The sequence below is a fragment of the Haladaptatus sp. AB618 genome (assembly GCF_024136965.1).
In the GTDB taxonomy this organism is placed as follows: domain Archaea; phylum Halobacteriota; class Halobacteria; order Halobacteriales; family Haladaptataceae; genus Haladaptatus.
Genome location: NZ_JAMYJX010000003.1, coordinates 139,145 through 163,818 on the forward strand (window position 1 = coordinate 139,145; position 24,674 = coordinate 163,818).

Genomic DNA, 24,674 nt, shown 5'->3' on the forward strand with positions numbered 1-24,674 from the left:
GCGCATAAGCCTTATGATAGTACAACGAGTTATCGGATTACCACTCTAGTACGGGATTCGGGACGAATTGCTCTATTTGGGAGCCTCGGAGGACGCTCCCGATAGTAGAACGGAACAGATCGCTCATTATGATCAGAGATATTGCATATATTCCTGATCCAGTTACAAGATGGATAGTGAGACCAAACCATGATCGAATTGGTACCATCTGATGGATTACCAAAACAGCCATAGACATAATTACTCCCGAACCGAATTGTTGCCATATCGTTCGAGGGATAAGATTCATTCCAGGGATGTATTTTCGAATGATGAGCGATAAGAGGATGTATCGAGCAAGCTCTGCGATGAGTGTCGCTATGACGACACCGATTGGACCAAGACGGAGAACCAATAGGACGCCAATGGCGATATTTATCGCAAGTGTGGTACCGGATACATACATCGCTCTTTCCGGCATATCTAAACCATTGATAACTTGTGTCAGTGGTGCGTTCTGAGATTTGAATACATTATAAGCTGAAATTCCAATTAAAAATGGTGCTGCCGGTGCATATTCCGGTCCATACAGAGTCACAACGAGTTCCTTGGGAAGCACAAGAGTTCCGAAGAAGATCGGGACTGCAAGTACGCTTGCAAACGCTAACGTATTTTCAATATCCTCAGTAATATCCTGCCGTTTGCTTCGATAGAAGCTCACACGCGTCATTAAACCGCTTGCGGCAGCAGTACTAACAAAAAGAGATGGAAGCGTTAACTTTGCGGCTACTTCGTAGTAACCGACTGAAATAGATGATGTTAAGAGAATTCCAAGCAGAAGAACGTCGAATCGGTCGTAAATTGTGCTGAAAAAGCTAGATGGGATACTATACCTTGCATATATTGCTAAACTCCGAAGGATGGAAAGGGAAGGGAAAGTAGGCGATACTGCGAGGAAATAAACCACGACAGGGATCGTAATCAGTGTTCCTCCTGCCAGTCCAAAAACCATACCTGCCGCACCGAACCCGGAGAGTATGAAAAATATCTGTAACGGAAGTGTAAGATAGGAACGAACGGCATCTAACCAAGCTGCCAACCCGATTTGACCTCTCGCCTGAAGTAACTTTTCGAACGGTTCGTACAGTGGTTCTGAAGCAAGTAGAATGAAGAATAACATCGGTGCGTTTTTCAGTCCCGTGTACTTTCGAAGCTGGAACGAGAGAGCGAACGATACAGTCGCAACAACAATGAGCCAAACTGCAACGAATACTACCAGTGCACCAACAACCGAGCTCTCGGAGGATTCGTATTCGGAGAACCGCTTTTTAGCGGCGATCGACCATCCGTGTATCGGTCTATCGGCGATTTTTACGACGCCCAGTAAGAGATAGAATCCTCCGAGCGAAGTAGGGCCTAACAACCGTGCAAACAATATCATCCCGACAAAACCGCTTGCCGCCATTGCGAACTTCGCGACAGTCGCCTTCACGGTTTCTCCGCCAAGATTGACCTCGGATATATCCGTCATTATCGTCTTTAATTGGAATGTACCACGTCTTTTATGCGTACCCGAGATCTTGTAGTTGCCGAAGAACACTATCGTCAATCCCCTTTTCTTGCTTGGCTGATCTCTTATTCAGCGATTCGACGACTTCTTTGAGCCGTCCTTGCGGTCGCTCATGAGTGCCAGATCCGTAGCTCTGAAATCCGTCAGGTGTTTCGTATCCGTAGTAGCTACCATCTATGAGCCCGCTTAGCTCCTCTTGAAGGAAGTCAATGTCGGAAAAACCATGCGCGGCCATGGATTCGTAGTGACGATCGCTGATACCATGATACTCGCTTATGAATTCTCCGTCCTCAACGACATTCCGTAAATCACGCCCTCTTGACGGTGCATCGATACCCGCCTCTGATAGAATCGTTGCGTGTACATCAAGGAGGCTAACGGATTCGTCATATACGTGGCCATTAGATCCATCATATATTGAGAACGGGACGTGTGTGAGTTCAGGGTATACTCCGAACGCGTGTTCCCATGCGTTGTGCTCCCCAAGCAATTCACCATGGTCACTCACGGTTATGATCAAGTCAAAATGGCTCTGAAGTTCTTCAAATATTTTTTCGTACATTACAGAGAGATATCGGGAAGCATCTGAATACCCTTGCTTGATTCGATGTGGATCGTCCTTTGGTCCACCGTTCAATGTTGCGAACAGACCGTTCAACGATGGGGGTTCAACGGTTTGAAATTCGGCAGGGGGATGGTACGGTGTGTGTGCCTCCACTAGGTTCATAAAAAGAAACTCTTGATCGTGGAAATTCGTTTTTCGAACGAAATCCAACGCTGCTGTCGCACCGTCATCACGGGTTTTCTCGCCGATTCCTATGTCACGAAGTTTCAACAGAGCACCACGTTTTAACGACGATATCGTATCACAGTCATCAACGAGACAACGATAAAGTGCCTTCACGTAGCGTTGTGGGCCTTCATGCTGTGTTTCGGCGATAAAACCATCCCAGTCGAAGACGTTCTCGGACATTGCTTTCAGACGCCAGCTTCCAATGAATTCATCAAAACCTCGATGATATTTAAACGCCTTTGAAATATTCACGTTCCCTGAGAATGCTCGCGTTGAGTACCCGTTCTCAGATAACCGTTCAGCAAGCACCGTTTCCTCACAGTCCAACGATTCTGCGTTGGCGTACACTCCTACCTCGCTAGCATATTTTCCAGTGAACATTGATGTATGTGCTGGTACTGTCCAATGGGAGGTGCTAAATGCACGCTCGAATCGATGGCCCGGTAGCCAATCGAAATAGTCATCAAATCTATCCTTTCGTAATGTGTCTAGAACAACAAGTGCAATGTTCGACATAGTGGTCACTTGTAGCCAAGTGATTCGAGTTTTTCGGTTACATTCCCCATTTCATCGTCTGGTTCGATGGTCGGTTCATACGTTTCGTTATCTGATGCACTGGAAACATACCAAGGAACGCGTCTCAGAGATGGTATCGGAACGGGCCACGGATGTCCATATAATCCCCATTCACCCATCAACTCCCCGTGATCTGCGGATATCACTACTTTTTTGGCATCAATATTGTTGAGAAGTACTGCAACGCTGTTGAGAACATATCTTAGATTTTCTTTGTACGATTTCCACACGCGTTTCCTCGCTAATTCTCCGGATCTTAGCCTATCTAACGACGATTCTGGAGACGCAAGAGTCGTATCTGGATTCCCCGTCATTCCTTCGCCTAGCGGATCTGGCACTGACGGCGTGTGTGGTTGCATATAATGAACGATCAACCGATCAACCTCTCTGCTTCTATTTATCTCGATTGCTCTGTCCGTTATCGTCTCTGCCAGAACCGTTCCATGTTCGTCGTCCCAACCGTATTTCCACACTTCATCTAACATGGCGAATTCGTTTGGCTCCGCGTACCGACGTGTGAACACGTTACCAGAGACATATGTAGTCCGACTCACTTCTTCGTGGAAGTCGTCACAAAAGTTTTTATTCATCCATTCTTCTGAGCCGCTCCCAAGAGAAACAAATCCTTCATTTTCACACAAGAAATCGTACTCGTCATCGATTTCCTCGATGAGATCACATCGACACGCATCGAGAACAATCAATAAGTCCCAATCCCGCTCAAATATTGACTCACCCGTCGATGAAAATCGGCCAAGTCGCCGCCATCCTCCGACGTAGAATTGGTACATCGCCTCAGAAACACCTCTTCGAATTCCATCTTCCCGGGTTTGCTTGACGCTAGCTTTGATCCACTCAGATATAGTCATGCAAACCACCCATATCGAACTCGGTCAACGGCGTTCCAAAATCCCCTGCGCCAGAGCCAATCGTTGACTCGACCATGAATGGTGTCTGGAACGATGACTCGCTCATATTTTCGTGGGTATTCCCGTTTCAATCGTTGTTCATTTGATCTGACAATCGTTGAGCGCGACTGTGGTGGATGTCTCATTCGAACGTTTTCTGAGAACAAAAAATCACCAACTTCCTCCAATCTCCATCCGAATTCGGTATCTTCCCTCCAGTACTCGAATTCTTCCCGAAAACCACCAACACGAAGCGCGGCATCGCGACGAACGGCGAGGTTACAGGTCGGATACATTTGCCGCCCGTTGTACGTCAATCCTCCTCCAACGGGTCCCTCAAGACACACTAATGTTTCGTTGTCTGAGAAATGTGCAACGATATTTTTGAGCCAGTCGGACGGCGGCTCGCAGTCGTCGTCGGTGAACGCCACGATATTTCCATTGGCCCGACGGAGTCCAACGTTTCTCGCCTTACAAACACTAATCGTCTTGTCTTCCACCACTATTATCTCGAAATTCGAGTACTCCGAGGATTCGAGATGGGCGATCACATTCGAATGATCGTTCGATGGTATCGTCGGGATGATCACGCTCACGGTAGGGTTTTCCGCAGTAATCGGTCGTAAGACAGGGTCTCCCATTATGAATCGTCTTCCTTTAGATTTTTGATCACATCTCTTAACCGTTGCTGAAAAACCTCGTACTGATATTTTTTCGCTTGGTCTCGAATCGTATCGCCATCATACTCCATCGAATCGAACCCTCGAACGATCTTCCGTATCGAGTCCACGTTCGGCTCGAACAACTCGCCGGTCACGCCTTCCTCGACCTGATATTTCGTGAACCCTTCGTTCACGCCGAGAAGCGGCTTTCCTGCCATCAGTGCTTCGGCACCGACGAGTCCAAAGTCCTCCTGCACCGGCGCGTAGATGACTGCCGTTGAACGTGCTACGAGCGATTCAATGTCCTCGACGAATCCTCTGATTTCAATGTTGTCGTGACCTCGTGCGATGCGTTCAAGCTTCGTCCGGTCCGCACCGTCTCCGGCGATGACGAGACGTTCGTCCAGCTCGGTGAACGCATCTGCGAGCAGCGGCATCCGTTTTTCCGGCGCAAGTCGTGACCACGTCACGAAGTAGCCGTCGTCCCCTTCGTTGCGCCAATCGCCGGTCACGGGGGGATAGACGACTTCCGCCTCACGGTCGTAGTACCGCTCGATGCGGTCCCGAATCAGTTCACTGTTGGCGACGAACGTATCGACGTAATCGTTCGCCTCCTTGTCGAGCGCGCGCCACCACTTCGCGTAGGTCTTCAGCGCGAACCGGACACCAGGGTAGTCGAACGATTCCATTCGGTCCCGGTAGAGGTCGTACAACCACCGTGGCGGGCTGTGCGGATAGTGGACTATCCGCTGGTCGACAGTCGGGACGTAATGTTTCGACAGCGGAGCGCTCTCCAGAATAACATCGTACTCCGTGAGATCGGGATGCGCATCGGTCATGTCCATCGCCACCGAAAGCGTTTCGAGGGGGTTCGATCCCTCGTTTTTCCACGCGAGTAGGCGGCCCGATAGCCCACGCGTGTATTTTTTCTGTTTGATAGGAACCACCCGAACGTCGTTCGGAATTTCGGTACCGGGGTAGACGTACATCGTATAAATCGGCGCATCGAGCGTCCGAGCTGCCTCGATAGCGAATTTTTCCCCACCACCGATTTGGGGGAATCGGTCGTGAAGAATAGCAACCGAGGGTAATTTGTCCGACATTCCTTACGATTTTCCAGTCATCTTAGAATATATAAGCCTTCTTACTCGCTCTCTTAACGATTACTTTCGGATAATTACGTCCTCAGTTGTCGTCTCACTCGAACGCCTCCCGCAATTCTTCGTCTATTTCCCACGTTCCGTCGCCTTCGCCACGTAACAACTCCAAACTCGCGCGGAACAGCGAGACTTGCGTGTCGAAGATGGCGTATATCGGCTGAAACGGGCCGAGTCGATCGCTCCCGCCGAGTTTGACGAACGCACCGAGCACACCGGGGACGACGAGACCGAACGGTCCCGCCGCGACCAGTGCGGCCCCGGTCAGCAGTCCGATTCCGAGCGCGAGTAGCCACGGCGAGACGATCATGAACCACCAGTTGAAAGGAAGCACGACGCCGCCGTATTTTCCGTGTTTCCCGAGCGCATCGCGGTGTTGGACGAGCAGCCGAATCAATCCCATACCGCGGCGATCCTTCTGGAGACGTCGTTTTCGGAAGTCCGAATGTGACGCTTCACTGTAGCGGATCTCCGGGTCGAAGATCACGCGCTTGCCGTTGCGACGAATCTTCAACGCGAGTTCCGTGTCGTCGGCGAGCGACTCCGGGTCGATGGGAACGATGGCGTCGTTCTCGAACGCCGAGAACGGCCCGTGGAATATCAGCGTCGAGTCGAGATGCGATTCGAGCGTCTGGATGTGTGCTTGGACGCCACGATAGCCCGCCTCGACTTCGCTCCCGCCGAGCACGTCCGCGTTCTGCCCGGTCACCGCGGCAACCTCCGGGTCGGCGAGGTTCGCGGCCGCGACGCGAAGCACGTCGTTCGCGGTGTATGAGTCACAGTCGGTCTTGACCACCATCTCGTTCTCGGCGGCGGCGTAAGCGTCGTTGAGCGCGGGTGCGAGTCCGCGCCGCTCGTTCTCTTCGATGAGGTTCAGCGACGGGTGTTCGCGGTCGGCGAAATATTCGCGGATCAACGCGGGCGTCTCGTCGTCGCTCGAATCCACGACGACGAGTTCGACCTTCTCCATCGGGTAGTCGAGTTCGAGCAGGTCGTCTAGTTTCTTCTCGATGATGTCCGCCTCGTTGTATGTCGGAAGAATGATGCTTACGGTCGGTTCAGCCTGCCGTTTCCAGGCGGGTGAGCCGTCCGGGCGAAGGAACCCGTACAGCGCGAGGAAGCAAAAATACGGAATCGCGGCGACGGCGATGACGACCGCCGCAACCTTTGCGAGCCGGTTCATGTCCGATCGTTGGGCGTTTTGTTTTAAACATCTATGGATTGGTGGCGGGTGGTTCGTCCGTCGAAATCAGCGTGTGATTCTGCTCAGATACCACGTCAGTAGAACGCCGAGGATGAGACCGCCGACGATCGCACCGACGAGAACGACCGGCGTCGCCCCGCCGTGAAAGGCGATGAGACCGCCGGACACGCCGACCAGCAGGACGATGGCGATCTTCAGGCGTAACATCGCGGACGAGCGTTCCTCCTTCGAAGTCGGTCCGACCATTATCGCACCCGATCCGTCGGCACTACTGGTATGTCGTCACTCGAATGTACTGCCCGCATGAAAGGAACGGAGCGAGCGAGATGCTTAAATCCTGGCGAGATGGTGCGGACTGGACTACTGTCGATACCGTTCGACGGTCTCGAACAGTTCCTCGAACGCGGGGTGGCTATCGTAGCGAATCGTTCCCGTCCGTTCGTCGTAGTCGATGAGGTGAAGGTCCCACAGTTTCGGCAGGGTTATGTGCCGGAGGTTGGTTTCGAGCGAGCGCTTTCGTAGTTTGTCGGTAGCGGTTAGCTCCTCGATCGTGAGGACACCGTCCGGTGCGTTCATCGCCATTCGAAGCACGTACCGACAGTTCCTGTCAGCGAGAACTTCGAGCCAATCATCGACCACGCCGGAAGGTGCTTGGATCCCGTCGGTAGCGATAGCTCTCTCGGGAATGGCAGGAAGTTCGTCACTGTCCGTGTCGGCGGCGAGGGGGGGCCTCGAATCGTTCGAACCGGCCGAACCGGTCGCGTTCGGCAAATCGGTCGAACCGCTCGGGTTCGTCGAACCGGTCCCAGTACCCGAGGTGTTCGAATCGTCGTTCGACTCGTTCGACGCCCCACCTTTCGACCCGGTGCGAAGCGGTGCGACCATCCCGGCGACGCCGATAACGAGTCCCAACAGCGCGCCGCTCGTTACCATCGTTTGGACGAGGAAATAGGGGTTCGAGATGTGCCACCCCGAGACTTTCGCGGTGACGATGACGCCCGCCGCGAACCCGCCGAGTGCGAGCATTCCCTTGAAACAGGAAACGTCCACTTTTTGGAGCGTTTTCGCGTCGATGTCGCTTCGCGTGAGTCGATAGCCCACGTAGATCAGCATCGCTGAGAGCGTCATCTCGATGATAAACTCCGGGAACCACACCGACCCGGAACGAACGAGTGGGTCGATGACGACGACGATGGACAACAGAATGCCGATGAGTGCGATCACTCGGCCGCCGTTTCTTCCATCGGGCACTGCGATGTCGGGGGGAGTCACGCGCATCCGAAGGTCACTGAGTGTCGTACTCGCTCGACACTACTATCGGTTTCGCCACCCATGAGAAATCCAACCTGTTTCGCGCGAGTGAAATACCATTCGGCCCGCCGAACTACTGGAACCCGCGTCCGACCTCGTCCTCGTCGATGAGGTCGTCCAGTTCCTCGTTCAGGAGCTTTTCGGACTCCTCGAACGTCTCCTCCAGATCCGAGACGGTCTCCGGACGGTCGTACCCGTCGAACTCCATCGGTCCGAACGCCGGGCTCTCCAGAGCCTCCATCACGTCGTCGAAGAGGTCAGCACCGGACGTCGGCGCGTCCGCGTGTGCCTTGATGGTCTCTTCGACGCGCTTTGCCCGTGCCTCCATCTCGTCTTTCTCCGGACGTTTCTCCTCTGGATTCTGGACCGCGAACCGTCCGCCACGGTACTCCTTTTCCGGAAGGAAGTTTCCGATTTCGTCATCCAGCTTCCGGGCGACCTGCGTGCCGACGCCTCGGACCTGGTAGGGGTTTTTCGCGTACGTCTTCAAATGGTAGAGGCCTGCCTTCGGATGGCCGAGATACAGATCCTCGCCGACACCACCTGCCCGCTTTCCCCCCGCGGCTCGCCACCCTTCAGGGTCGACTCGGCGGTCAACAACGTCCTGTAAGACATCCTGCCATTCTCGAACCCGCATAGGTACACCGTGTCACGCCGAGGAGATTAACGTGTCGTTTTTTCGGATTCGGAGACGGACGGGGGCTTTCGGGGTAGTATTCTCGGTGATTGCAACCGTGAACCGATCAAAATCACCGGTTCGTAGCGAACCGCTGTGACTCTTCGATCCGTTTCTCCCGGCAGCGACGCTCACGAGAAAACCGAACCCACCCCGTCGTCACAGCCCAACTCGCCGTCACAGCCCAACTCGCCGTCACAGCCCGAAATAGAGCGCGATCGTTATCGGCGTCACGATCGCCAAAATGATCTGCAACCACACGCCGACGCGGGCGAAGTCGGTGAATCGGTACCCGCCGGGGCCGTAGACGAACAGGTTGGTCTGGTAGCCGACGGGGCTCATGAACGCGGCGCTGGCGGCGAACATCACGGAGAGGAGGAACGCGAGCGGATTCACCCCGATCTCCCTGGCGGCGTTGATGGCGACGGGGACCATGAGCGCGACGGTGGCGTTGTTGCTGATGATGTTGGTCAGGACGACAGTCGTCACGTAGAACACCCCGAGAACGGCGATGGTCGGGAGAAATCGACTGGAGGTGGCGACCAGTGCTCCGAGGAACGCGGCGGTGCCGGTGTTCTCCATGGCGATGCCGAGCGGGATTACGCCCGCGAGCAGGAAGATGACGGTCCAGTCCACGCCCTCGTACAGTTCGGTCGGCGAGAGCGTCCCGGAGAGGACCATCGCCACGACGCCCGCCAGCGCGGCGACCTGAATCTCGAGGAATCCGAGCGCCGCCAACCCGACGACGGCCGCGAGAATGGCGATGGCGACGGGTATCTTGTCGTAGCGGTAGTCCTCCCGCGGGAGTTCGCGGGCGACGATGAGGTCGCGCGTTTCGGCCACGCGCTCCAGTTCGTCGGCGGGCAGTTGGAGCAACAGCAGGTCCCCGACGGTGAACTCGGCTTCGCGGACGCGCGGCAGGCGAACGTCACCGCGCTGGAGGGCGACGAGCGTCGCGTCGTAACGCCGGAGCGTCGTGCTCGTCGCGATGGTCTCGCCGATGAGCGCGGAATCGGTCGGGACGACGACCTCGATGAGGACGCTTTCCGCACCGTCGTCCGGCATCTCTTCGGTGACTGCGGGTTCGCGTCCCACCGTCGGCAACGGGTTCAACGCCTCGGCTTCGATGAGCGATGTGAGATCGGGCCGACTCGCCGTGATGAGAAAGAGGTCGTCCGGTTCCACAGGCTTGCTGGAAAACGGCGAGAGGACGGTATCCTCCCGGACGACCTCCTTCACTTCGCCGCCGAACCCGGCTTCCGTCGGCACGTCCGCGATGGGCGTCCCGACGAGCGGCGAGTTTTCCGGCGCGACGAGTTCGGCCAGATACTCCTCGACTTCGTACTCCTCCAGGAGCGTCTCGCGGGGCCGAACACGCTCCGGAAGCAAACGTGGCGCGATGAAGACGAGGTAGAGCGCCCCGGTGATGAGGACGACGACGCCCACCGGTGTGAACTGGAAAATGCCGAGCGAGCGCCCCAACAGTTGCTGTGCGAGGCCGCTCGCCAACAGGTTCGTGGAGGTACCGATAAGGGTGAGTGTGCCGCCGAGCATGGCCGCGTAGGAGAGCGGAATCATCAATTTCGACGGCGACGTGTTGCCCCGATGGGCCAGGTCCGAGGCGAAGGGCACGAGCAGGGCGACGACCGGCGTATCGTTGATGAACCCCGACACGGACCCGGCGATGCCGACCGTCGCGAACACCTGTCTGAACTGGCTGTCGCCGACGACACCCGCGACGCGATGGCCGAGCAGTTGTACCGCACCCGTTTGGCGCACGCTCTCGCTGAGGATGAGCATGGCGAGGACCGTGATCGTCGCCTCGTTGGAAAACCCGGAGAGTCCCTCCGTCGGCGACACGTGGGTCCAGTGGCCGAACACCATCAGAACGACGAGGATGATGAGCGACGTCACGTCCACGGGAAACAACTCGGTGACGAAGAGGACGAACGCGAGGAGGATGATTCCCAAGACGACGAGCATACTGTTCGTTATCGGTGGGATTTGGACACCTGTTTGAAGCGGAACCAACATTCATACACCCCCGTGGACGCGTCGCACTGCTCACGTGCCACCCCACTGTTCATTCGACGGAACCGGACAAATCCCTACCTCAATCGTTCACGGTGTGACGACAAAATCCATCGAACAGGCTCGTTGGTGTATCGTGCCGCCCGCATACCGGGGGAAATCGATTGAAGTCCATCGCCGTAGAATCCCACGACGATGGACGATTCGATTCTCATACCGACCGACGGCGCGGAGGCGACGGACGCGGCCATCGAGCACGGGTTACGACTCGCGGCGAAAACCGGCGCGACGGTCTACGCGTTGTACGTCATCGACATGCCGCAACTGGGAGTGGCGAACGCCGACGAGGGGCTTTCCGGCCTCGTCGATCTGCTCGAAGAGGAAGGGAAAGAGGCGACGGCCGCAGTCGCCGAGCGCGCGCGCGAGTACGACGTCCCGGTGACGGAAGCGATGGAGGCGGGCGTTCCCTTCCGGGAAATCCTCGACTACGCCGACGACCACGACGTCGGCCTGATTTCGATGGGGACCGGTAAACACGGTCGCCTCGAATCCTACGTCGTCGGGAGCACGGCGCGCAAAGTGAGTCGACTCTCGGAGTGCCCCGTCTTGACGGTTCGGACGACCGACGAACCGACGACGACGGAGTACGAGAACGTCCTCCTCCCGATCGACGGAACCCAAGGATCGGAGCGAGCGATCGACGAGTGTGCCGAGTTCGCCGCCGAGTACGACGCGTTCGTCCACGTCCTCTACGTCATCGATTCGCGGGTCGCCCGATCAGGGTCGCTCATGGAACTCATGGAGAGCGAGAGCAAGCGCGCGTGCGGTGACGCCGTCTCGCGGGTCACGAGCGGGGGTGCGCAGGCCAGACAGGAAACCCGTCACGGACGCCCTGCCGAGCAAATCCTCGACTACGTAGACGACCACGACGTAGACTGCATCGTCATGGGAACCCACGGTCGAACCGGCATCGACCGGTTCGTGATGGGGAGCGTGGCCGAGACGGTGCTCCGACGGGCGACGATTCCCGTGCTCACCGTGCGCGATTCGGGGGAGGAGTGATCGCGCCGATTCGTTTTTATCCAATCACATTGACGGTTCGGTAATGACCGATTCGGCAACCAAGAGTGGATTCCAATCCTTTGGGCTCACCACGCTCTTCGTCTTCGGTCTCGGAGTCGTGACGTTTCTCGCCGGGAATCTGACGCTTGCTGTGGTGTTTTGGATTCTCATGGTTCTCCCAGTCACGCTGTCTATTGTAGCAAGAGATTTGGGAGGTGACGAACGATCCGCTCGTTTCACGGATACTCGATACGACGAGTCGAAACGAAATTCCCCGGAATCGGTTTCACCAGAATCGGAATCGTCTGTAACGGGTTCACCGGAATCGTCTTTTCCAAAGTCGTCGCGTCCCACACACGCGACGGACGAGGCACTCGCCCATCTCCGCCGTCAGTACGCCGACGGAGCGGTTAGCGAGGCCCAGTTCGAACGCGGCATCGAACGACTGTTGACGACGGAGACGGAGGACGAGGCGGTCGTCGCGCTCCGGAACCGGTACGCTCGCGGCGAACTCACCGACGAACAGTTCGACCGGAAGTACGACCGACTGCGAGCGACGAGCACCGTCGAAAATGCCGAAGAGTCGATCGAACGGGGCGCGTTCTCCGGGGACGAGTACGAGACGGAATCGTGACGAATACGCAACGGAATCGTAACTCGCAAGGAGACGACAAGACATATAGCCAATCGTTTCGACCGTCTCTCATGGCCGGAATTCACATCGTCATCCCGTGGTTCCTCGCGATTCCGCTCGCCGTTATCTGTGCCGTGTGGATCTATCGGGACGCGAAAGGCCGCGGTATGAAGACAGCCGACATGTGGGCCGTGGGCATGTTCCTCGCCTTTTTCATTCCGCCCATCATCGGTGCCATCATCGTCTACGCCTTCTACCTCCGGAAACGGAAGCCACGGCGAGGGCATCCCTACGCCGTGCCCGGGGAGTAACGAACCCGCGTCGAAGTGGTGGATTCGAGCGTGCTACCCCTTCTCTCGGTCGGACAATCCTTATCCTCCATCCCGGAAAACCTCGGGTCACCATGTCGAATTCCGATCACGATATCTATCCGATGCCGCTGTTTCCGCAGTTGACCGTCTCGAACGTCGAGGAATCCACGGCGTGGTACGAGACGCTGGGATTCGAGGTCATCTACTCGATGCCCGTGATGTCCCACGTTCGGTACCGCAAGTACGCCGACATCATGCTCGTCGCGGAGCGGGACGACGGGGACGAGGAATCCGCGTCCGGAGACGCGGATTCCCCGCAAACACCCGCTCGCGGGAACGGCGTCGCCACGTACATCACCGTCGAGGACGAGTCTGTCGACGACGTGGCGGAGCGGGCCGAGGAGAACGGTATCGAGATTTCCGTCCCGCCGCACGAGACGAACTGGAACACGCGCGAAACGACGGTTCACGACCCGGACGGCTACGAACTCGTCTTCTCGGAGCGGGCCGAGACGGACAGGGATTTCGAGGACGTGATGGGGTCGGTCGAGGAGTAGTACTGTGCCGTCGAACGACACGCCTTTCCTGCCGCCCGAGAAATCCACGGGCATGGACAGAAAGCGGGAGCTTTCGAGCATCGACCTCGCCGCGGTCTCGCGGGAGTTGAACTCCTTCGAGGGTGCGAAGGTCGATAAAGCGTATCTCTACGGCGACGACCTGTTGCGCCTGAAGATGCGCGATTTCGACCGCGGTCGCCTCGAACTGCTCGTGGAAGTGGGCGAGATAAAACGCGCTCACACAGTCGCACCGGAACACGTCCCGCCCGCGCCGGGCAGGCCGCCGAACTTCGCCATGATGCTGCGAAATCGCCTCTCGGGGGCGGACTTCGCGGGCGTCGAACAGTTCGAGTTCGACCGCATCCTCCAGTTCCACTTCAAACGCGAGGACGGCGACACGACCATCGTTGCGGAACTGTTCGGACAGGGCAACGTCGCGGTGCTGGACGAGAACAACGAGGTCATCGACTGTCTCGACACCGTACGGCTCAAATCCCGTACCGTCGCGCCGGGGTCACAGTACGAGTTCCCCAGTTCGCGGGTGAACCCGCTCGATATCGACTACGAGGAGTTCGAGTTCCGGATGAACGACTCGGACACCGACATCGTGCGGACGCTGGCGACGCAACTCAACTTCGGCGGCCTGTACGCCGAGGAAGTCTGCACCCGTGCGGGCGTCGAGAAGGCGAAGGACATCGCGGACGCGACGGAGGAGGAGTACGAACGCATCTTCGCCGCTATCGAACGAGTCAAAGAACCGCTGGAGACCGGCGACTTCGACCCGCGCGTCTACTACGAGGACGACGTGCGCACCGACGTGACGCCGTTCCCGCTCGAAGAGTACGAGGACAGGGACTCGGAGGCGTTCGACTCGTTCAACGCGGCCGTCGACGACTACTTCACCAACCTCGATCTATCCGAGAACGAGGACGCGGGCGAACCGCAGAAGCCGGATTTCCAAGCCCAGATAGAGAAACAACAGCGCATCATCGACCAACAGGAGGGTGCGATCGAGGGCTTCGAACAGCAGGCGGACGCCGAGCGCGAGAAGGCCGAACTGCTGTACGCCAACTACGGCTTCGTGGACGAAATCCTCTCGACGGTGCGGAGCGCCCGCGCCGAGGACACGCCGTGGGCCGACATCGAAGCGCGGTTCGAGGAAGGTGCCGAGCGCGGCATCGAACAGGCCGAGGCCGTGCAGGGAATCGACCCGAGCGAGGGAACCGTCACGGTTCGAATCGACGACACCGACGTCACGCTGTTCCCGGACGACGGCGTCGAGAAGAACGCCAACCGCCTCTATCAGGAGGCCAAGCGAATCGAGTCCAAAAAGGAGGGCGCACTGGCCGCCATCGAGGACACCCGCGAGGAGTTGGAGGAGGTCAAACAGCGCGCCGAGGAGTGGGAAGCCGAACCCGAGGAGGAGCGGACGGAACCGGAGAACATCGACTGGCTCTCGCGGGCGTCGATTCCGGTTCGAAAGCAGGAGCAGTGGTACGAGCGGTTCCGCTGGTTCCGCACTTCGGACGGGTTTCTCGTCCTCGGCGGACGCAACGCCGACGAGAACGAGGAACTCGTCAAGAAGTACATGGACCGAAACGACCTGTTCTTCCACTCGCAGGCACACGGCGGCCCCATCACCATCCTGAAAACGTCCGACCCGAGCGAGCCATCGAAGGACGTCGACGTTCCGGACCAAAGTAAACGGGAGGCCGCCCAGTTCGCGGTCTCCTACTCGTCCGTTTGGAAGGACGGCCGCTTCGCGGGTGACGCCTACATGGTCAACCCCGATCAGGTGTCGAAGACGCCCGAGAGCGGCGAATACCTCGAAAAAGGTGCGTTCACGATTCGCGGCGACCGGACGTACTTCGACGACACAGCGGTCGGCGTGGCGGTCGGCATCACCGTCGAACCGAACACGCGGGTCATCGGCGGCCCGCCGTCGGCCATCGAGAAGCAGGCCGAGACCGTCATCGAGGTCGAACCGGGCCAGTACGCCCAAAACGACGCGGCAAAGCGACTCTACCGGGAGTTCCGCGAGCGGTTCGAGGACACGTCGTTCGTCCGCAAGGTGGCGAGTCCGGACCTGATTCAGGAGTTCCTCCCGGCGGGCGGCAGTCGGATGAGAGACTGATTCAGTTTTTGTTCGAAAACGTTTTCGACCGGATATCGATGGAATCGGTTTAGGCGGGATGTGGTCTGTCGCGTAGTTTTACGGTCTCGATGAACGAACAGCGACGCGAACTCACCCCATCGGTTCCGTGTGATGTTCGATCCGTTCGATGCTGGCTCGCCAGTATCTCAGGTCCCCCTCGGGCAGGTTCCACTCGACGGTTGCGTCGGTCGGAATGCGGAGCCCGTTTCGAACCTCGTAGTCGGAGAACCGTCCGGTCCACGGGACGAACGAATCGTCCTCCTGTCGATAGCGCTCGGTCGTGACGCGTTCCACTTCGTCCCGCTCGTTGAAATGAAAGACCAGCGACGCCGATACACCGTCGTGTTCGAGCGTCGCCCTCGCGGAGCGTTCGTCGATTGCCTCCCATTCGACCCCGCTCGCGGGCAATAGCGCGGTCGGGAACCAGACGGCCTCGGCGAGGTATCGGACCAACTCGCCCGCGTTCATGTCGGGACTCGGACCGGCGCTGGCGACGGGAATCGCGGAGAGGAGTCGAGCGCGCAAGACCCCCTGATGGCGTTTGTACAGATCCAGAACGTGGACCGAGAGTAGCGGAAGCATCCCTATCTCGGCGTCCCAGATGAACGCGGGCGGACGGACCGAGAAGTTCTGTGTCGCGTCGAGCGGCCGCCACTGTGCATCCCTCCCGCCGAGGCGAAACTGGCCGCGTTGGTCGAGACGAACCGTCCGGACGTATGGCTGACCCTCCGCGAGCACCGATTCGAAATATCGCCTGACTGGGTCCGGAAGTCCGTCGATGTCCGCTTCGGTGAACACCTGCCGCTCGGGGGCGTTCGCATCCGAGCGTAACTCGTCGAGATGGCGTTGGATTTCGCGGTCGAACCGACGCCGACCGACGATAACGGCGAGGACGGCGACGAGCGTACTCGGGACGATCCACGGAATCGTCCGCTTCACGGTTCCGGACTCGGGGAGCATGTCACGATACCACGGTTTCATCGTCCGTAGTTCTGCTCCCGGGAAATCGAATCGGTGATCGTTCCAACGGTCCGGACTGATCGTTCCAATGCTCCGGACATGTCCTCTTTTCAGAGCAAACGATTAAGCTCTCAGACGGCGTCTAGAACCCTGTATCGGGTGAGCCGGGGGGCTCGACCCGAGGGGGAAAACAATGTTCAACGAAAGCGTTCAGTATCTGAAAGACAGTGACGACGCGGTAACGAAAGTGCTCATCGGGGGGCTACTCGTCATCTTCGGCTTCCTGATCATCCCGGCTATCCTGTTGGAGGGGTACATGATCCGCGTCCTCCGTGAGGTTTCGGAGGGCGACACGGAGGCACCGATGTTCGACGAATGGACGAAACTGTTCGTGGATGGACTGAAGGCGCTGGTCATCACGTTCATCTATCTCCTCGTCCCGACGGTGATCGCCTTCGTCTTCATCGGCGGCGGTGCGGCGCTCGCGAACAACTCCACGTTCGTGGGGGGATTCGTGGCAGTCGTCGGAAGCGTGTTGACGTTCCTGGCCGGAATCGCCGTGTGGTACACGCTGCCCGCCGCGCTCGTCCGGTTCGCCGAGAAGAACACGATGGGGTCGGCGTTCGAGTACGAATCGTACCTGCCCATCCTCCGTGACCGCGACTACGCCACGGGATGGCTCATCGCGCTGGCCGTCGTGGTCGTCACCGTTGTCGTCGTGAGCGCCATCGCCGCGGTTCCGATCATCGGATGGGTGGTCGGCGCGTTCGTCGCCTTCTACGCCCACGTGATGGTGGCGTTCATCTACGGCACCGCCTACGCGGAAGCCGACGAACACCGACTGCGCGAAGGACCGGAAGTCGAAGAGGGACGACCGGCGGTCTAATTCTCCACTATTTAATCGACCGGACTGTTTTTAGCCGATCAATCCATCGACGTCGCGGTCCGTTCGGTCGATTCCTGTCGGGGAGTGACCTCCTTACCGAACGCCGTTCCGAACATGTAGCATCCAGCGAGATAGAGCCAGAAGTAGAAGAACGGTGCCAGTATGACTCCGAACCCGAGCGTGACCGCGACGAAGACCGCGAAAAACATGCCTCCAGCGATCGCCACGAGCAGCGTCAGCACGACGGCGGTGATGTACTCCGTGCTCTTCAGTACCGGACCGAGGGTTTCGAAATCGAACGCCGCGCCGATACTCCCCGTTCGGGCGAGGTTCGTTAACGCAGCGGGGAGGAGATACTGAATCGCGAACGCGAGAACGAAAGTGACGAGGAGGCCGAGCACACCGATGCCGCTAAGCACTCCGGTAGAATCGCCCGAGTTACCGAGACCGATGAGGGTGAACATCACGATCATGATGACGATGGGAACGAGCGCGTACACGAACCCGACGACGAATCCTTTGATCCCGTCCACGAACATCACCCCCCAATCCGTGAAGTCGGGCGGTAGTTCCTCGTCTCGCGACGTCGCCGCCAACACCTGCATCATGTATCCTCCGACGAAGATACCGGGAATGAGGAGGAAGGAGAAGAACGCCAACGTTCCGCCAATGATGATCCGTGCAATTCCGCTGTCTCCCTTCGTCGGGTATCCTATCGCTTCTTCGAGCATCGTGGTCGGATATCAGATGGCAGGGTTTTAATCCTATCTGATAATTTCGCCGACGAACGAACGCCCGAATAGCAGGGCACTTACCGCCGGAAAACACACTCCTACCCATGCAGATACACGACCGAACGTCCCTCGACGGGAACCGCGAGCGAATCACGCTCGTTCCCGAGAGTCTGGACGATCTCTGGCATCTGACGTATCTCCTCGAACCGGGCGACGAAGTGGCGGGTGATACGACCCGCCGTATCCAGCGCGCCGACGACCAGATGCGGGATACGGGCGGCGAGCGCGAACACATGCACATCACGCTGAAGGTGGAGGACGTGGAGTTCCACCGCTTCGCCAACCGCGTTCGCGTCGGCGGGGTCATCACCGACTGCTCGCGGGAGGACCAGTTGGGCCTCCACCACACGCTCAACGTCGAGGAACGGGAGAAGCTTACCATCGTCAAGGAGTGGAAACGCGACCAGTTGGACCGCCTCGACGACGCCGTCGAAGCGACCGATAACCCCGACATCGCCATCGCAACCGTCGAGGAGGGCGAAGCGTACATCCACACCGTCGCCCAGTACGGTGCCGACGAGTACACTTCCTTCTCGGGGACGACCGGGAAGGGCGAGTACGCGGGTGGCCGGACCGAACTGTTCGAGCAGTTGGCGTCGGCGCTGTCGCATCTCGACGTGGACGCCATCATTCTCGCCGGACCGGGCTTTACCAAACAGGACGCCTACGACCACATCGAGGAGAACTACCCCGAACTGACCGAGATGATATCGATGGTGGACGTGAGTTCGGTGGGCGACCGGGGCGTCCACGAGGTGCTGAAACGCGGTGCCGTGGACGAGGTGCAGGCGGAGACGCGAATCGCCGAGGAGGCGGAACTCATCGACCAACTGATGAAACAGATCGGCGAGGGTGCGAAAGCCGCCTACGGGATCGAGGAGGTCAAACAGGCGGCCGATTTCGGGGCGGTCGAGCAACTGCTCATCCTCGACGAACGACTTCGGAAGGAACGCGGCGCGCTCGGCGAGGACGAAGCGGGTGGCGAGTGGGAGATCGACGTGAACGAGATCATCACGGACGTGGAGCGGAAGGGCGGCGAGGTAACCGTCTTCTCCCACGAATTCGCGCCGGGCGAACAGCTTTCGAACCTCGGCGGAATCGCGGCGCTTCTCCGCTATCGGCTGAACTGACCGACGCTGGTTTTTGGGTTCCGGCAAGAACGCTTAACCATCGTCCGCGTGAATTTTCGCGCAGATGTTTCTGTATCTGGCGGGGAAACTGGCTATCGTCGCGGTTTACTACTTCGTCAGGCTGATTCCAGTCGTCGGGCTGAAACTCTCCGACCGGTACGAAGACCAGATGTTCGGTCCGCTCGTCAACGACGTCTCCGTCACCGAGATAACCGCCGAGCGGTCGAACGGTTCGGTTTCCGTCGAACTCGAACTCGACAACGACAGCACGCTCGACGCACACATCGTCGGCGGGTCCGTTCGATGGGGCAACGAACAGGAGGGCGAGACGGTCTGTTCGTTCGTCTGGACCGAGCATTTCGATACGCTGCCGAAGAACGTCGAAGCCACGAAGATCGACGGCAAGGGAAGCGGGACGCTTCGTCTCGAACACTGCGTCGATAGCGACGACGTGTGGATGGACGGCGAACTTCGGTTGCGCCGGGTGTTCACGGTTCGGGGACGGGAGATGCCGCTCGGGGTCGCCAACTTTTCGCTGCCGGAAAAATCGGTTTCGGTCGAATCACACGATACCGCGGAGCAGTCGGCGGTCGAAGGTTAGATTTCGACGGACAGCAGGTCTTCCGCGAACCCGACGTCGCCGTCGTACTCCGCCGCGACCGACTTCAACATCGCTTCGTGCTTGCCGTCCGTGTGCGGGTAGAGGTGGGTGAGATACACGCGTCCGATGTCCGTCCCGGAGAGCGCCTCGCCGAGTTGCGACGGCGTCGGGTGGTTCGACACGTCCACCTCGTCGGGGAACGAACAGTCGTGGACGAGGACGGCGCTGCCGTCGGCGAAGTTCGCCAACCCGGAAAACGCCTCGCTGTCGCCGCTGAACGTGAACTCGTCCTCGAACTTGTACGCCAGACAGTCCATCGAGTGGCGCGTTTCGAACCCTTCGACGCTGAACCCCGCGACGTCGAACTCCTCGTCAGGAGTGATTTCACGCACCTGCAGGTCGATTTTCCCGTCGAGATAGTCGTGGACGGAGAGCAACCCGTCGAGGAGGCGTTTCGTTCCGGTGGGGCCGACGACTTCGAGGTGTTCCTCCCCGGCAAGCCATCGGGCCTTCAGGAGGGGCATGAGGTCCGAAACGTGGTCGACGTGGTGGTGAGTCAGGAGGACGGTCGAGATGTTTTCGTAGCCGACGCCGGACTGCTGGAGGCGGTGGAGGACACCACTGCCACAGTCCACGAGGACGCGACGCCCGTCCTCTTCGACGACGATGCCCGATTGAAACCGACTCCCGGTCGGCATCGCGCTTCCCGTGCCGAGAAACGTGATTCGCATACGTACCCTCTCGTCGGGAGGGTGAAAAAGCTTCAGCAGTGAAAAACGGTAGCAGTGAGGATGGTTAATAGTCACGTATTCACATGGAACAGCCGTAACTCTCCCCTCGAACTGTTCCGACCGACCGATTTCCGACCGACTTCCGTACGATTCCGAACGTATTTTTTATGCGTCTCGATGACGAACTGTACGATGATTCGGGACACCCCGCCACTGTACCCCACCACTGTAGGTGTGGGGCGCGGTGCGGTGGTGTGGTAGTTTCCGAGATTCGATCATGTTCACCGACACGCACAGCGAGGTTTGTTTCGAACGCGGCCCCGACGGTCGTCATCTCGCCGTCTCGCGGGACATCGCCGCATCCCCGGATGCGGCGTGGGAGATTCTGACCGACACGACCTACTGGCCGGCATGGGGACCGTCCGTCACCGGCGTCGATTGTGCCGACCGGGTGATTCGAGCGGGTTCGAGGGGAAGAATCGAAACCGCGTTCGGCATGCCGCTTCCGTTCGAAATCACGTCCTGTGAGGACTTTCGTTGGACGTGGGACGTGGCGAACGTCTCCGCGACCGGCCATCGCGTCGAAGCGCTCGATGACGGGTGCCGTGTCGTCTTCGAGGTTCCGGTTCTGGCGGCGGCGTACGCGCCCATCTGTCAGCGCGCGCTCGGTGAAATCGAACGACTCGCCGAAGGGTGACTGACGACGGGAAGTAGGAGGACGAATGACTCCCATCCGATTCCCGAACCCCGTCCCGTCGCCGACATGATCCTGGATTGTCAATAGGTCACTCTCTTTTCCCATAGTTTTTATCATACCTATTACCATTCGCACCGATCGTTTACTCGGCTATGTCCAACGACTCTCCTGGCGGAAGTTCGTGCAGGTATCGGCAGTGACGGTGACGGTGACGGTGGTCGGCGGTACGGTTCTCGGTGCGGCGCGTGCCGAATCGGCGGAGAACGGTTGGTTGGAAGTCGAGTCGCCGACGACGAAGACGCTCCACGGTGCGGTCGAGACGGTCGAGGGGCCGTTCGCGGTCGGTGCTGGCGGGACCATCGTGGAACGGACGAACGACGGGAGTTCCGGCGGATCCGGCGGGACGAACAACACGAGCGTCGGAACGAACGAGACGACCAACGCGTCGTCGCTCTCGACTCCGGACACGGATAAGACGGTAAAGCGGTATCGTGAGGGCGTCGTGGAGTTCGAGTAACGATTTCACTTTCACCCCGCTGGCATAACCCTCTTTGCCGCCCGCTACCAACGTGGAACAAATGGATGCGAGAGGGCTGTTGGCCCGCGAGGAGTTGGATTTCGACCCCGAGACGGTCGAAATCGCCGACGAGGGAACCCTCGACCTCCTCGAACCGGCAGTGCGGGAGTGGTGGGTCGAACAGTTCGGCGAGTTCGTCCCCGGGAACGGTGGGTTCTTCACGCCGCCACAGCGCGAGGCGATTCCGCTGATTCACTCCCACGAGAACGCCCTCATCGCGTCGCCGACGGGGAGCGGGAAGACGCTCGCGTCGTTCACCGCCATCGTGAACGAACTGTTTCGCCGCGAGCAGGATTCCGGACTGGACAATTCGGTCTACTGTCTGTACGTTTCGCCGCTGAAATCGCTGGCGAACGACATTCACCGCAACCTCGAACTGCCGCTGTCGGGAATCGAGGACAAGATGGACGACGTGAGCGAGGTCCGCCACGCCATCCGACACGGGGACACCGATTCGGCGGCGCGACAGAAGATGCTCGACGAGACGCCGCACATCCTCAACACCACCCCGGAAACGCTCGCCATCCTGCTCAACTCGCCGAAGTTCCGCGACAAGCTCAGAACCGTCGAGTACGTCATCGTGGACGAAATCCACAGCCTCGCGGACGGCAAACGCGGCACGCATCTCTCCGTCAGCCTCGAACGCCTGGAGAACATCGCTCACTCGCCGACGAGAATCGGTTGTTCCGCGACGGTCGAACCGCTGTCGGACATCGCGGAGTTCCTCGTCGGGAGGGCGGAACCCGGCGGTGAGAGTCGGAAGTGCGAAATCGTGGACACCCGATTCGTCCGCGAGTTCGACCTCGAACTCCAGTGTCCGACCGACGACCTCGTGCACACGCCGCGGGCCGTCGTGCAGGAGCGGTTTTACGACCAACTGCACGACCTCATTCGGTCGCACACCAACACGCTCGTCTTCACGAACACGCGCTCCGGGGCCGAGCGCGTCTTGCAGAACCTGCGCGAGAAGTTCCCCGTGTACGACGAGGAGAACTCGGGTTGTCACCACGGTAGCCTCTCGAAGGAGTCGCGTCAACGGATAGAGGGACAACTGAAGGACGGCGAACTGGACGTGGTGACGACCTCGACCAGCCTCGAACTCGGCATCGACATGCCGCACATCGATTTGGTGGTGCAGGTCGGTTCGCCGAAGAGCGTGGCCTCCCTGCTCCAGCGGGTCGGACGGGCGGGTCACCGCCTCGGGCAGACCGTCATCGGACGCGTCATCGCGCTGGACCGGGACGAACTAGTCGAGTGTGCGGTCATGCTGAAGAAGGCCGAGGAGGGGTTCGTAGACCGCGTGTTCATCCCCGAGAACGCACAGGACGTGGCGGCCCAACAGGTGTACGGGATGGCCATCAACGAGGTGCGCCCGGAGTCGGAGGTGAAGGCCACCCTTCGGCGAGCGTATCCGTACCGGGATTACTCGGACGAAAAGTGGGAGTCGCTTTTGCAGTATCTCACGGCTGGCTACGAGGGGATGGAGGACAGGAACGTGTACGCGAAAGTCTGGCGCGACGGGAACGACCCGCCGGACGGCGAGTACCATTACCCCGAGTATCCGGTCGACGAACCGTTGATGGGGAAACGCGGCCGACTCGCTCGCGTCATCTACATGACCAACATCGGGACGATTCCGGACTCGTTCACCTGCGACGTGTTCACCCGCGCGGACAACGAGTGGGTCGGTGATTTGGACGAGGGGTACCTCGACACGCTGGAGAAGGGCGACGTGTTCGTCCTCGGCGGCCAGCACTTCGAGTACAAGTACCGTCGCGGGTCGAAGGTGTACGCCGACCGCACCAGCGCCCGCCCGACGGTACCGTCGTGGTTCTCCGAGCGCCTGCCGCTCTCGTACGATTTGGGACGGGAAATCGCCGCGTTTCAGGGCGAACTGCTCTCGCGGTTGACCGACCGCGGAAAACCAGCGGTTCGGGTGTGGCTCCGGGAGTTCCCGCTGGACGAGAACAGCGTCCGGGCGCTCGCCCGGATGTTCGACGAGCAGGTGCGGTACGCCGGACCGGAAAGCGTGAGCACGGATACGCGGTTGACGGTCGAAATCGTGATGGACAGGGAGGAGTACGAACGCCACTACTACGTCCACTCGAACTACGGCAGGAAGTTCAACGACGGCCTCTCGCGCGTGGTCGCCTACCGCTGTGCGCAGGCCGCCAACACGAACGTCGGGGTCGCCGTCGCGGACAACGGCTTCACGGTCTCGATGCCGCTGAATCGGAAGGTGGACGTGCCGGGGATTCTCGCGGACATCGACCCCGACGAGGTGCGCGGGGATTTGCGCGCCGCGCTCTCGGGCACCGACCTACTCCAGCGTTACTTCCGCATCAACGCGACGCGCTCGCTGATGATCCTCAAGCGCTACAAGGGCTACGAGAAGTCCGCCAGCGAACAGCAGGTGTCGAGCGAGATGCTGCTCGGGTTCGCCGACGAGTTGGACGAGTTCGCCGTCATGGAGGAAACGTACCGCGAAATCGTGGAGGACAAACTCGCACTCGAATCCGTCGAGGAGATTCTGGGGAAGGTACAGGACGGCGACATCGACGTCGTTCAACACCGCGTCGAATCGCCGACCCCGCGTGCGTTCGGATTGGCGACGCTCATGGCCAGCGACGTGGTGCTCGCGGAGGACGAGAGCGCCGTGCTACAGGAGTTCCACGACCGCGTCATGGACTCGATTGCGGAGGAGTGACTTCT

General features: G+C 58.9%; 24 protein-coding genes. 11 read left to right on the top strand and 13 right to left on the bottom strand.

What is annotated here, in order from left to right; all coding sequences use genetic code 11:
* Window positions 1–37 precede the first annotated feature (37 nt).
* The 10 genes from NKF26_RS11055 to NKF26_RS11100 all read right to left on the bottom strand — a co-directional run bounded on the left by NKF26_RS11055 (window position 38) and on the right by NKF26_RS11100 (window position 10,819).
* Entirely contained in the window at window positions 38–1,510 is a 1,473-nt protein-coding gene (locus NKF26_RS11055) for a polysaccharide biosynthesis C-terminal domain-containing protein (protein ID WP_253228105.1), read from the bottom strand.
* Window positions 1,511–1,541: 31 nt separating this feature from the next.
* Window positions 1,542–2,858 carry a sulfatase-like hydrolase/transferase gene (locus NKF26_RS11060; RefSeq protein WP_253228104.1) on the bottom strand — a complete coding sequence of 439 codons (1,317 nt, stop codon included), beginning with the start codon at window positions 2,856–2,858 and terminating at the stop codon, window positions 1,542–1,544.
* Window positions 2,859–2,863: 5 nt separating this feature from the next.
* Window positions 2,864–3,787, bottom strand: a complete 924-nt coding sequence (locus NKF26_RS11065) for a hypothetical protein (RefSeq protein WP_253234314.1) — start codon at window positions 3,785–3,787, stop codon at window positions 2,864–2,866.
* Complete coding sequence (locus NKF26_RS11070; protein ID WP_253228102.1) at window positions 3,784–4,467, bottom strand: glycosyltransferase family 2 protein; 684 nt, start codon at window positions 4,465–4,467, stop codon at window positions 3,784–3,786. Before NKF26_RS11070 ends, NKF26_RS11065 begins: the two co-directional genes overlap by 4 nt.
* The gene (locus NKF26_RS11075) at window positions 4,467–5,591 is read right to left on the bottom strand and encodes a glycosyltransferase (protein WP_253228101.1); all 1,125 of its coding nucleotides are present in this window, start codon (window positions 5,589–5,591) and stop codon (window positions 4,467–4,469) included. Before NKF26_RS11075 ends, NKF26_RS11070 begins: the two co-directional genes overlap by 1 nt.
* 94 nt (window positions 5,592–5,685) lie before the next feature.
* Entirely contained in the window at window positions 5,686–6,828 is a 1,143-nt protein-coding gene (locus tag NKF26_RS11080) for a glycosyltransferase (protein WP_253234315.1), read from the bottom strand.
* Window positions 6,829–6,894: 66 nt separating this feature from the next.
* On the bottom strand, window positions 6,895–7,095 hold the full coding sequence (locus NKF26_RS11085) for a hypothetical protein (RefSeq protein ID WP_253228099.1): 201 nt from the start codon (window positions 7,093–7,095) through the stop codon (window positions 6,895–6,897).
* Window positions 7,096–7,209: 114 nt separating this feature from the next.
* A complete protein-coding gene (locus tag NKF26_RS11090; RefSeq protein WP_253234316.1) occupies window positions 7,210–8,127 on the bottom strand; it encodes a hypothetical protein in 918 nt (305 codons plus the stop codon).
* Window positions 8,128–8,233: 106 nt separating this feature from the next.
* Complete coding sequence (locus tag NKF26_RS11095) at window positions 8,234–8,797, bottom strand: hypothetical protein (protein WP_253234317.1); 564 nt, start codon at window positions 8,795–8,797, stop codon at window positions 8,234–8,236.
* Between the two features lie 234 nt (window positions 8,798–9,031).
* Window positions 9,032–10,819, bottom strand: coding sequence for an SLC13 family permease (locus NKF26_RS11100; protein ID WP_253228128.1), 1,788 nt, complete (start codon window positions 10,817–10,819; stop codon window positions 9,032–9,034).
* Window positions 10,820–11,062: 243 nt separating this feature from the next.
* On the opposite strand from NKF26_RS11100, the gene NKF26_RS11105 reads away from it, so the two are divergent.
* The 5 genes from NKF26_RS11105 to rqcH all read left to right on the top strand — a co-directional run bounded on the left by NKF26_RS11105 (window position 11,063) and on the right by rqcH (window position 15,565).
* Window positions 11,063–11,929, top strand: a complete 867-nt coding sequence (locus NKF26_RS11105; protein WP_253234318.1) for a universal stress protein — start codon at window positions 11,063–11,065, stop codon at window positions 11,927–11,929.
* Between the two features lie 43 nt (window positions 11,930–11,972).
* Entirely contained in the window at window positions 11,973–12,563 is a 591-nt protein-coding gene (locus NKF26_RS11110; protein ID WP_253234319.1) for an SHOCT domain-containing protein, read from the top strand.
* Between the two features lie 71 nt (window positions 12,564–12,634).
* Entirely contained in the window at window positions 12,635–12,874 is a 240-nt protein-coding gene (locus NKF26_RS11115) for a hypothetical protein (RefSeq protein WP_253234320.1), read from the top strand.
* Between the two features lie 92 nt (window positions 12,875–12,966).
* On the top strand, window positions 12,967–13,431 hold the full coding sequence (locus NKF26_RS11120; RefSeq protein WP_253234321.1) for a VOC family protein: 465 nt from the start codon (window positions 12,967–12,969) through the stop codon (window positions 13,429–13,431).
* Window positions 13,432–13,483: 52 nt separating this feature from the next.
* Complete coding sequence (gene rqcH / locus NKF26_RS11125; protein WP_253228127.1) at window positions 13,484–15,565, top strand: ribosome rescue protein RqcH; 2,082 nt, start codon at window positions 13,484–13,486, stop codon at window positions 15,563–15,565.
* 111 nt (window positions 15,566–15,676) lie between these two features.
* Here rqcH and NKF26_RS11130 read toward each other — a convergent pair whose 3' ends face one another.
* On the bottom strand, window positions 15,677–16,567 hold the full coding sequence (locus NKF26_RS11130; protein WP_253228092.1) for a DUF6544 family protein: 891 nt from the start codon (window positions 16,565–16,567) through the stop codon (window positions 15,677–15,679).
* A 172-nt stretch (window positions 16,568–16,739) separates the two neighbouring features.
* On the opposite strand from NKF26_RS11130, the gene NKF26_RS11135 reads away from it, so the two are divergent.
* Complete coding sequence (locus NKF26_RS11135) at window positions 16,740–17,432, top strand: DUF4013 domain-containing protein (protein ID WP_253228091.1); 693 nt, start codon at window positions 16,740–16,742, stop codon at window positions 17,430–17,432.
* Window positions 17,433–17,470: 38 nt separating this feature from the next.
* On the opposite strand, the gene NKF26_RS11140 is transcribed toward NKF26_RS11135, so the two are convergent.
* Window positions 17,471–18,163: a DUF4013 domain-containing protein gene (locus NKF26_RS11140; protein ID WP_253228090.1), complete on the bottom strand. Its 693-nt coding sequence runs from the start codon at window positions 18,161–18,163 to the stop codon at window positions 17,471–17,473.
* A gap of 107 nt (window positions 18,164–18,270) precedes the next feature.
* Between NKF26_RS11140 and NKF26_RS11145 the strand changes: the two genes are divergently transcribed.
* Entirely contained in the window at window positions 18,271–19,356 is a 1,086-nt protein-coding gene (locus tag NKF26_RS11145) for an mRNA surveillance protein pelota (RefSeq protein WP_253228089.1), read from the top strand.
* Between the two features lie 64 nt (window positions 19,357–19,420).
* Complete coding sequence (locus NKF26_RS11150; RefSeq protein ID WP_253228088.1) at window positions 19,421–19,957, top strand: hypothetical protein; 537 nt, start codon at window positions 19,421–19,423, stop codon at window positions 19,955–19,957.
* On the opposite strand, the gene NKF26_RS11155 is transcribed toward NKF26_RS11150, so the two are convergent.
* Window positions 19,954–20,688, bottom strand: a complete 735-nt coding sequence (locus NKF26_RS11155) for an MBL fold metallo-hydrolase (protein ID WP_253234322.1) — start codon at window positions 20,686–20,688, stop codon at window positions 19,954–19,956. The two genes, NKF26_RS11150 and NKF26_RS11155, sit on opposite strands and share 4 nt — an antisense overlap.
* 277 nt (window positions 20,689–20,965) lie before the next feature.
* Between NKF26_RS11155 and NKF26_RS11160 the strand changes: the two genes are divergently transcribed.
* The 3 genes from NKF26_RS11160 to NKF26_RS11170 all read left to right on the top strand — a co-directional run bounded on the left by NKF26_RS11160 (window position 20,966) and on the right by NKF26_RS11170 (window position 24,669).
* Window positions 20,966–21,385, top strand: coding sequence for an SRPBCC family protein (locus tag NKF26_RS11160; RefSeq protein ID WP_253234323.1), 420 nt, complete (start codon window positions 20,966–20,968; stop codon window positions 21,383–21,385).
* A 181-nt stretch (window positions 21,386–21,566) separates the two neighbouring features.
* Entirely contained in the window at window positions 21,567–21,902 is a 336-nt protein-coding gene (locus tag NKF26_RS11165) for a hypothetical protein (protein ID WP_253228085.1), read from the top strand.
* A gap of 61 nt (window positions 21,903–21,963) precedes the next feature.
* A complete protein-coding gene (locus tag NKF26_RS11170; protein ID WP_253234324.1) occupies window positions 21,964–24,669 on the top strand; it encodes an ATP-dependent helicase in 2,706 nt (901 codons plus the stop codon).
* The last annotated feature ends 5 nt before the right edge of the window (window positions 24,670–24,674 follow it).

Excerpts from the sequence above, each read along its gene's own strand:
- NKF26_RS11055 (WP_253228105.1), bottom strand. The coding sequence starts at position 1,510 with ATGACGGATATATCCGAGGTCAATCTTGGCGGAGAAACCGTGAAGGCG.
- NKF26_RS11060 (WP_253228104.1), bottom strand. The coding sequence starts at position 2,858 with ATGTCGAACATTGCACTTGTTGTTCTAGACACATTACGAAAGGATAGA.
- NKF26_RS11065 (WP_253234314.1), bottom strand. The coding sequence starts at position 3,787 with ATGACTATATCTGAGTGGATCAAAGCTAGCGTCAAGCAAACCCGGGAA.
- NKF26_RS11070 (WP_253228102.1), bottom strand. The coding sequence starts at position 4,467 with ATGGGAGACCCTGTCTTACGACCGATTACTGCGGAAAACCCTACCGTG.
- NKF26_RS11075 (WP_253228101.1), bottom strand. The coding sequence starts at position 5,591 with ATGTCGGACAAATTACCCTCGGTTGCTATTCTTCACGACCGATTCCCC.
- NKF26_RS11080 (WP_253234315.1), bottom strand. The coding sequence starts at position 6,828 with ATGAACCGGCTCGCAAAGGTTGCGGCGGTCGTCATCGCCGTCGCCGCG.
- NKF26_RS11085 (WP_253228099.1), bottom strand. The coding sequence starts at position 7,095 with ATGGTCGGACCGACTTCGAAGGAGGAACGCTCGTCCGCGATGTTACGC.
- NKF26_RS11090 (WP_253234316.1), bottom strand. The coding sequence starts at position 8,127 with ATGCGCGTGACTCCCCCCGACATCGCAGTGCCCGATGGAAGAAACGGC.
- NKF26_RS11095 (WP_253234317.1), bottom strand. The coding sequence starts at position 8,797 with ATGCGGGTTCGAGAATGGCAGGATGTCTTACAGGACGTTGTTGACCGC.
- NKF26_RS11100 (WP_253228128.1), bottom strand. The coding sequence starts at position 10,819 with ATGCTCGTCGTCTTGGGAATCATCCTCCTCGCGTTCGTCCTCTTCGTC.
- NKF26_RS11105 (WP_253234318.1), top strand. The coding sequence starts at position 11,063 with ATGGACGATTCGATTCTCATACCGACCGACGGCGCGGAGGCGACGGAC.
- NKF26_RS11110 (WP_253234319.1), top strand. The coding sequence starts at position 11,973 with ATGACCGATTCGGCAACCAAGAGTGGATTCCAATCCTTTGGGCTCACC.
- NKF26_RS11115 (WP_253234320.1), top strand. The coding sequence starts at position 12,635 with ATGGCCGGAATTCACATCGTCATCCCGTGGTTCCTCGCGATTCCGCTC.
- NKF26_RS11120 (WP_253234321.1), top strand. The coding sequence starts at position 12,967 with ATGTCGAATTCCGATCACGATATCTATCCGATGCCGCTGTTTCCGCAG.
- rqcH (WP_253228127.1), top strand. The coding sequence starts at position 13,484 with ATGGACAGAAAGCGGGAGCTTTCGAGCATCGACCTCGCCGCGGTCTCG.
- NKF26_RS11130 (WP_253228092.1), bottom strand. The coding sequence starts at position 16,567 with ATGAAACCGTGGTATCGTGACATGCTCCCCGAGTCCGGAACCGTGAAG.
- NKF26_RS11135 (WP_253228091.1), top strand. The coding sequence starts at position 16,740 with ATGTTCAACGAAAGCGTTCAGTATCTGAAAGACAGTGACGACGCGGTA.
- NKF26_RS11140 (WP_253228090.1), bottom strand. The coding sequence starts at position 18,163 with ATGCTCGAAGAAGCGATAGGATACCCGACGAAGGGAGACAGCGGAATT.
- NKF26_RS11145 (WP_253228089.1), top strand. The coding sequence starts at position 18,271 with ATGCAGATACACGACCGAACGTCCCTCGACGGGAACCGCGAGCGAATC.
- NKF26_RS11150 (WP_253228088.1), top strand. The coding sequence starts at position 19,421 with ATGTTTCTGTATCTGGCGGGGAAACTGGCTATCGTCGCGGTTTACTAC.
- NKF26_RS11155 (WP_253234322.1), bottom strand. The coding sequence starts at position 20,688 with ATGCGAATCACGTTTCTCGGCACGGGAAGCGCGATGCCGACCGGGAGT.
- NKF26_RS11160 (WP_253234323.1), top strand. The coding sequence starts at position 20,966 with ATGTTCACCGACACGCACAGCGAGGTTTGTTTCGAACGCGGCCCCGAC.
- NKF26_RS11170 (WP_253234324.1), top strand. The coding sequence starts at position 21,964 with ATGGATGCGAGAGGGCTGTTGGCCCGCGAGGAGTTGGATTTCGACCCC.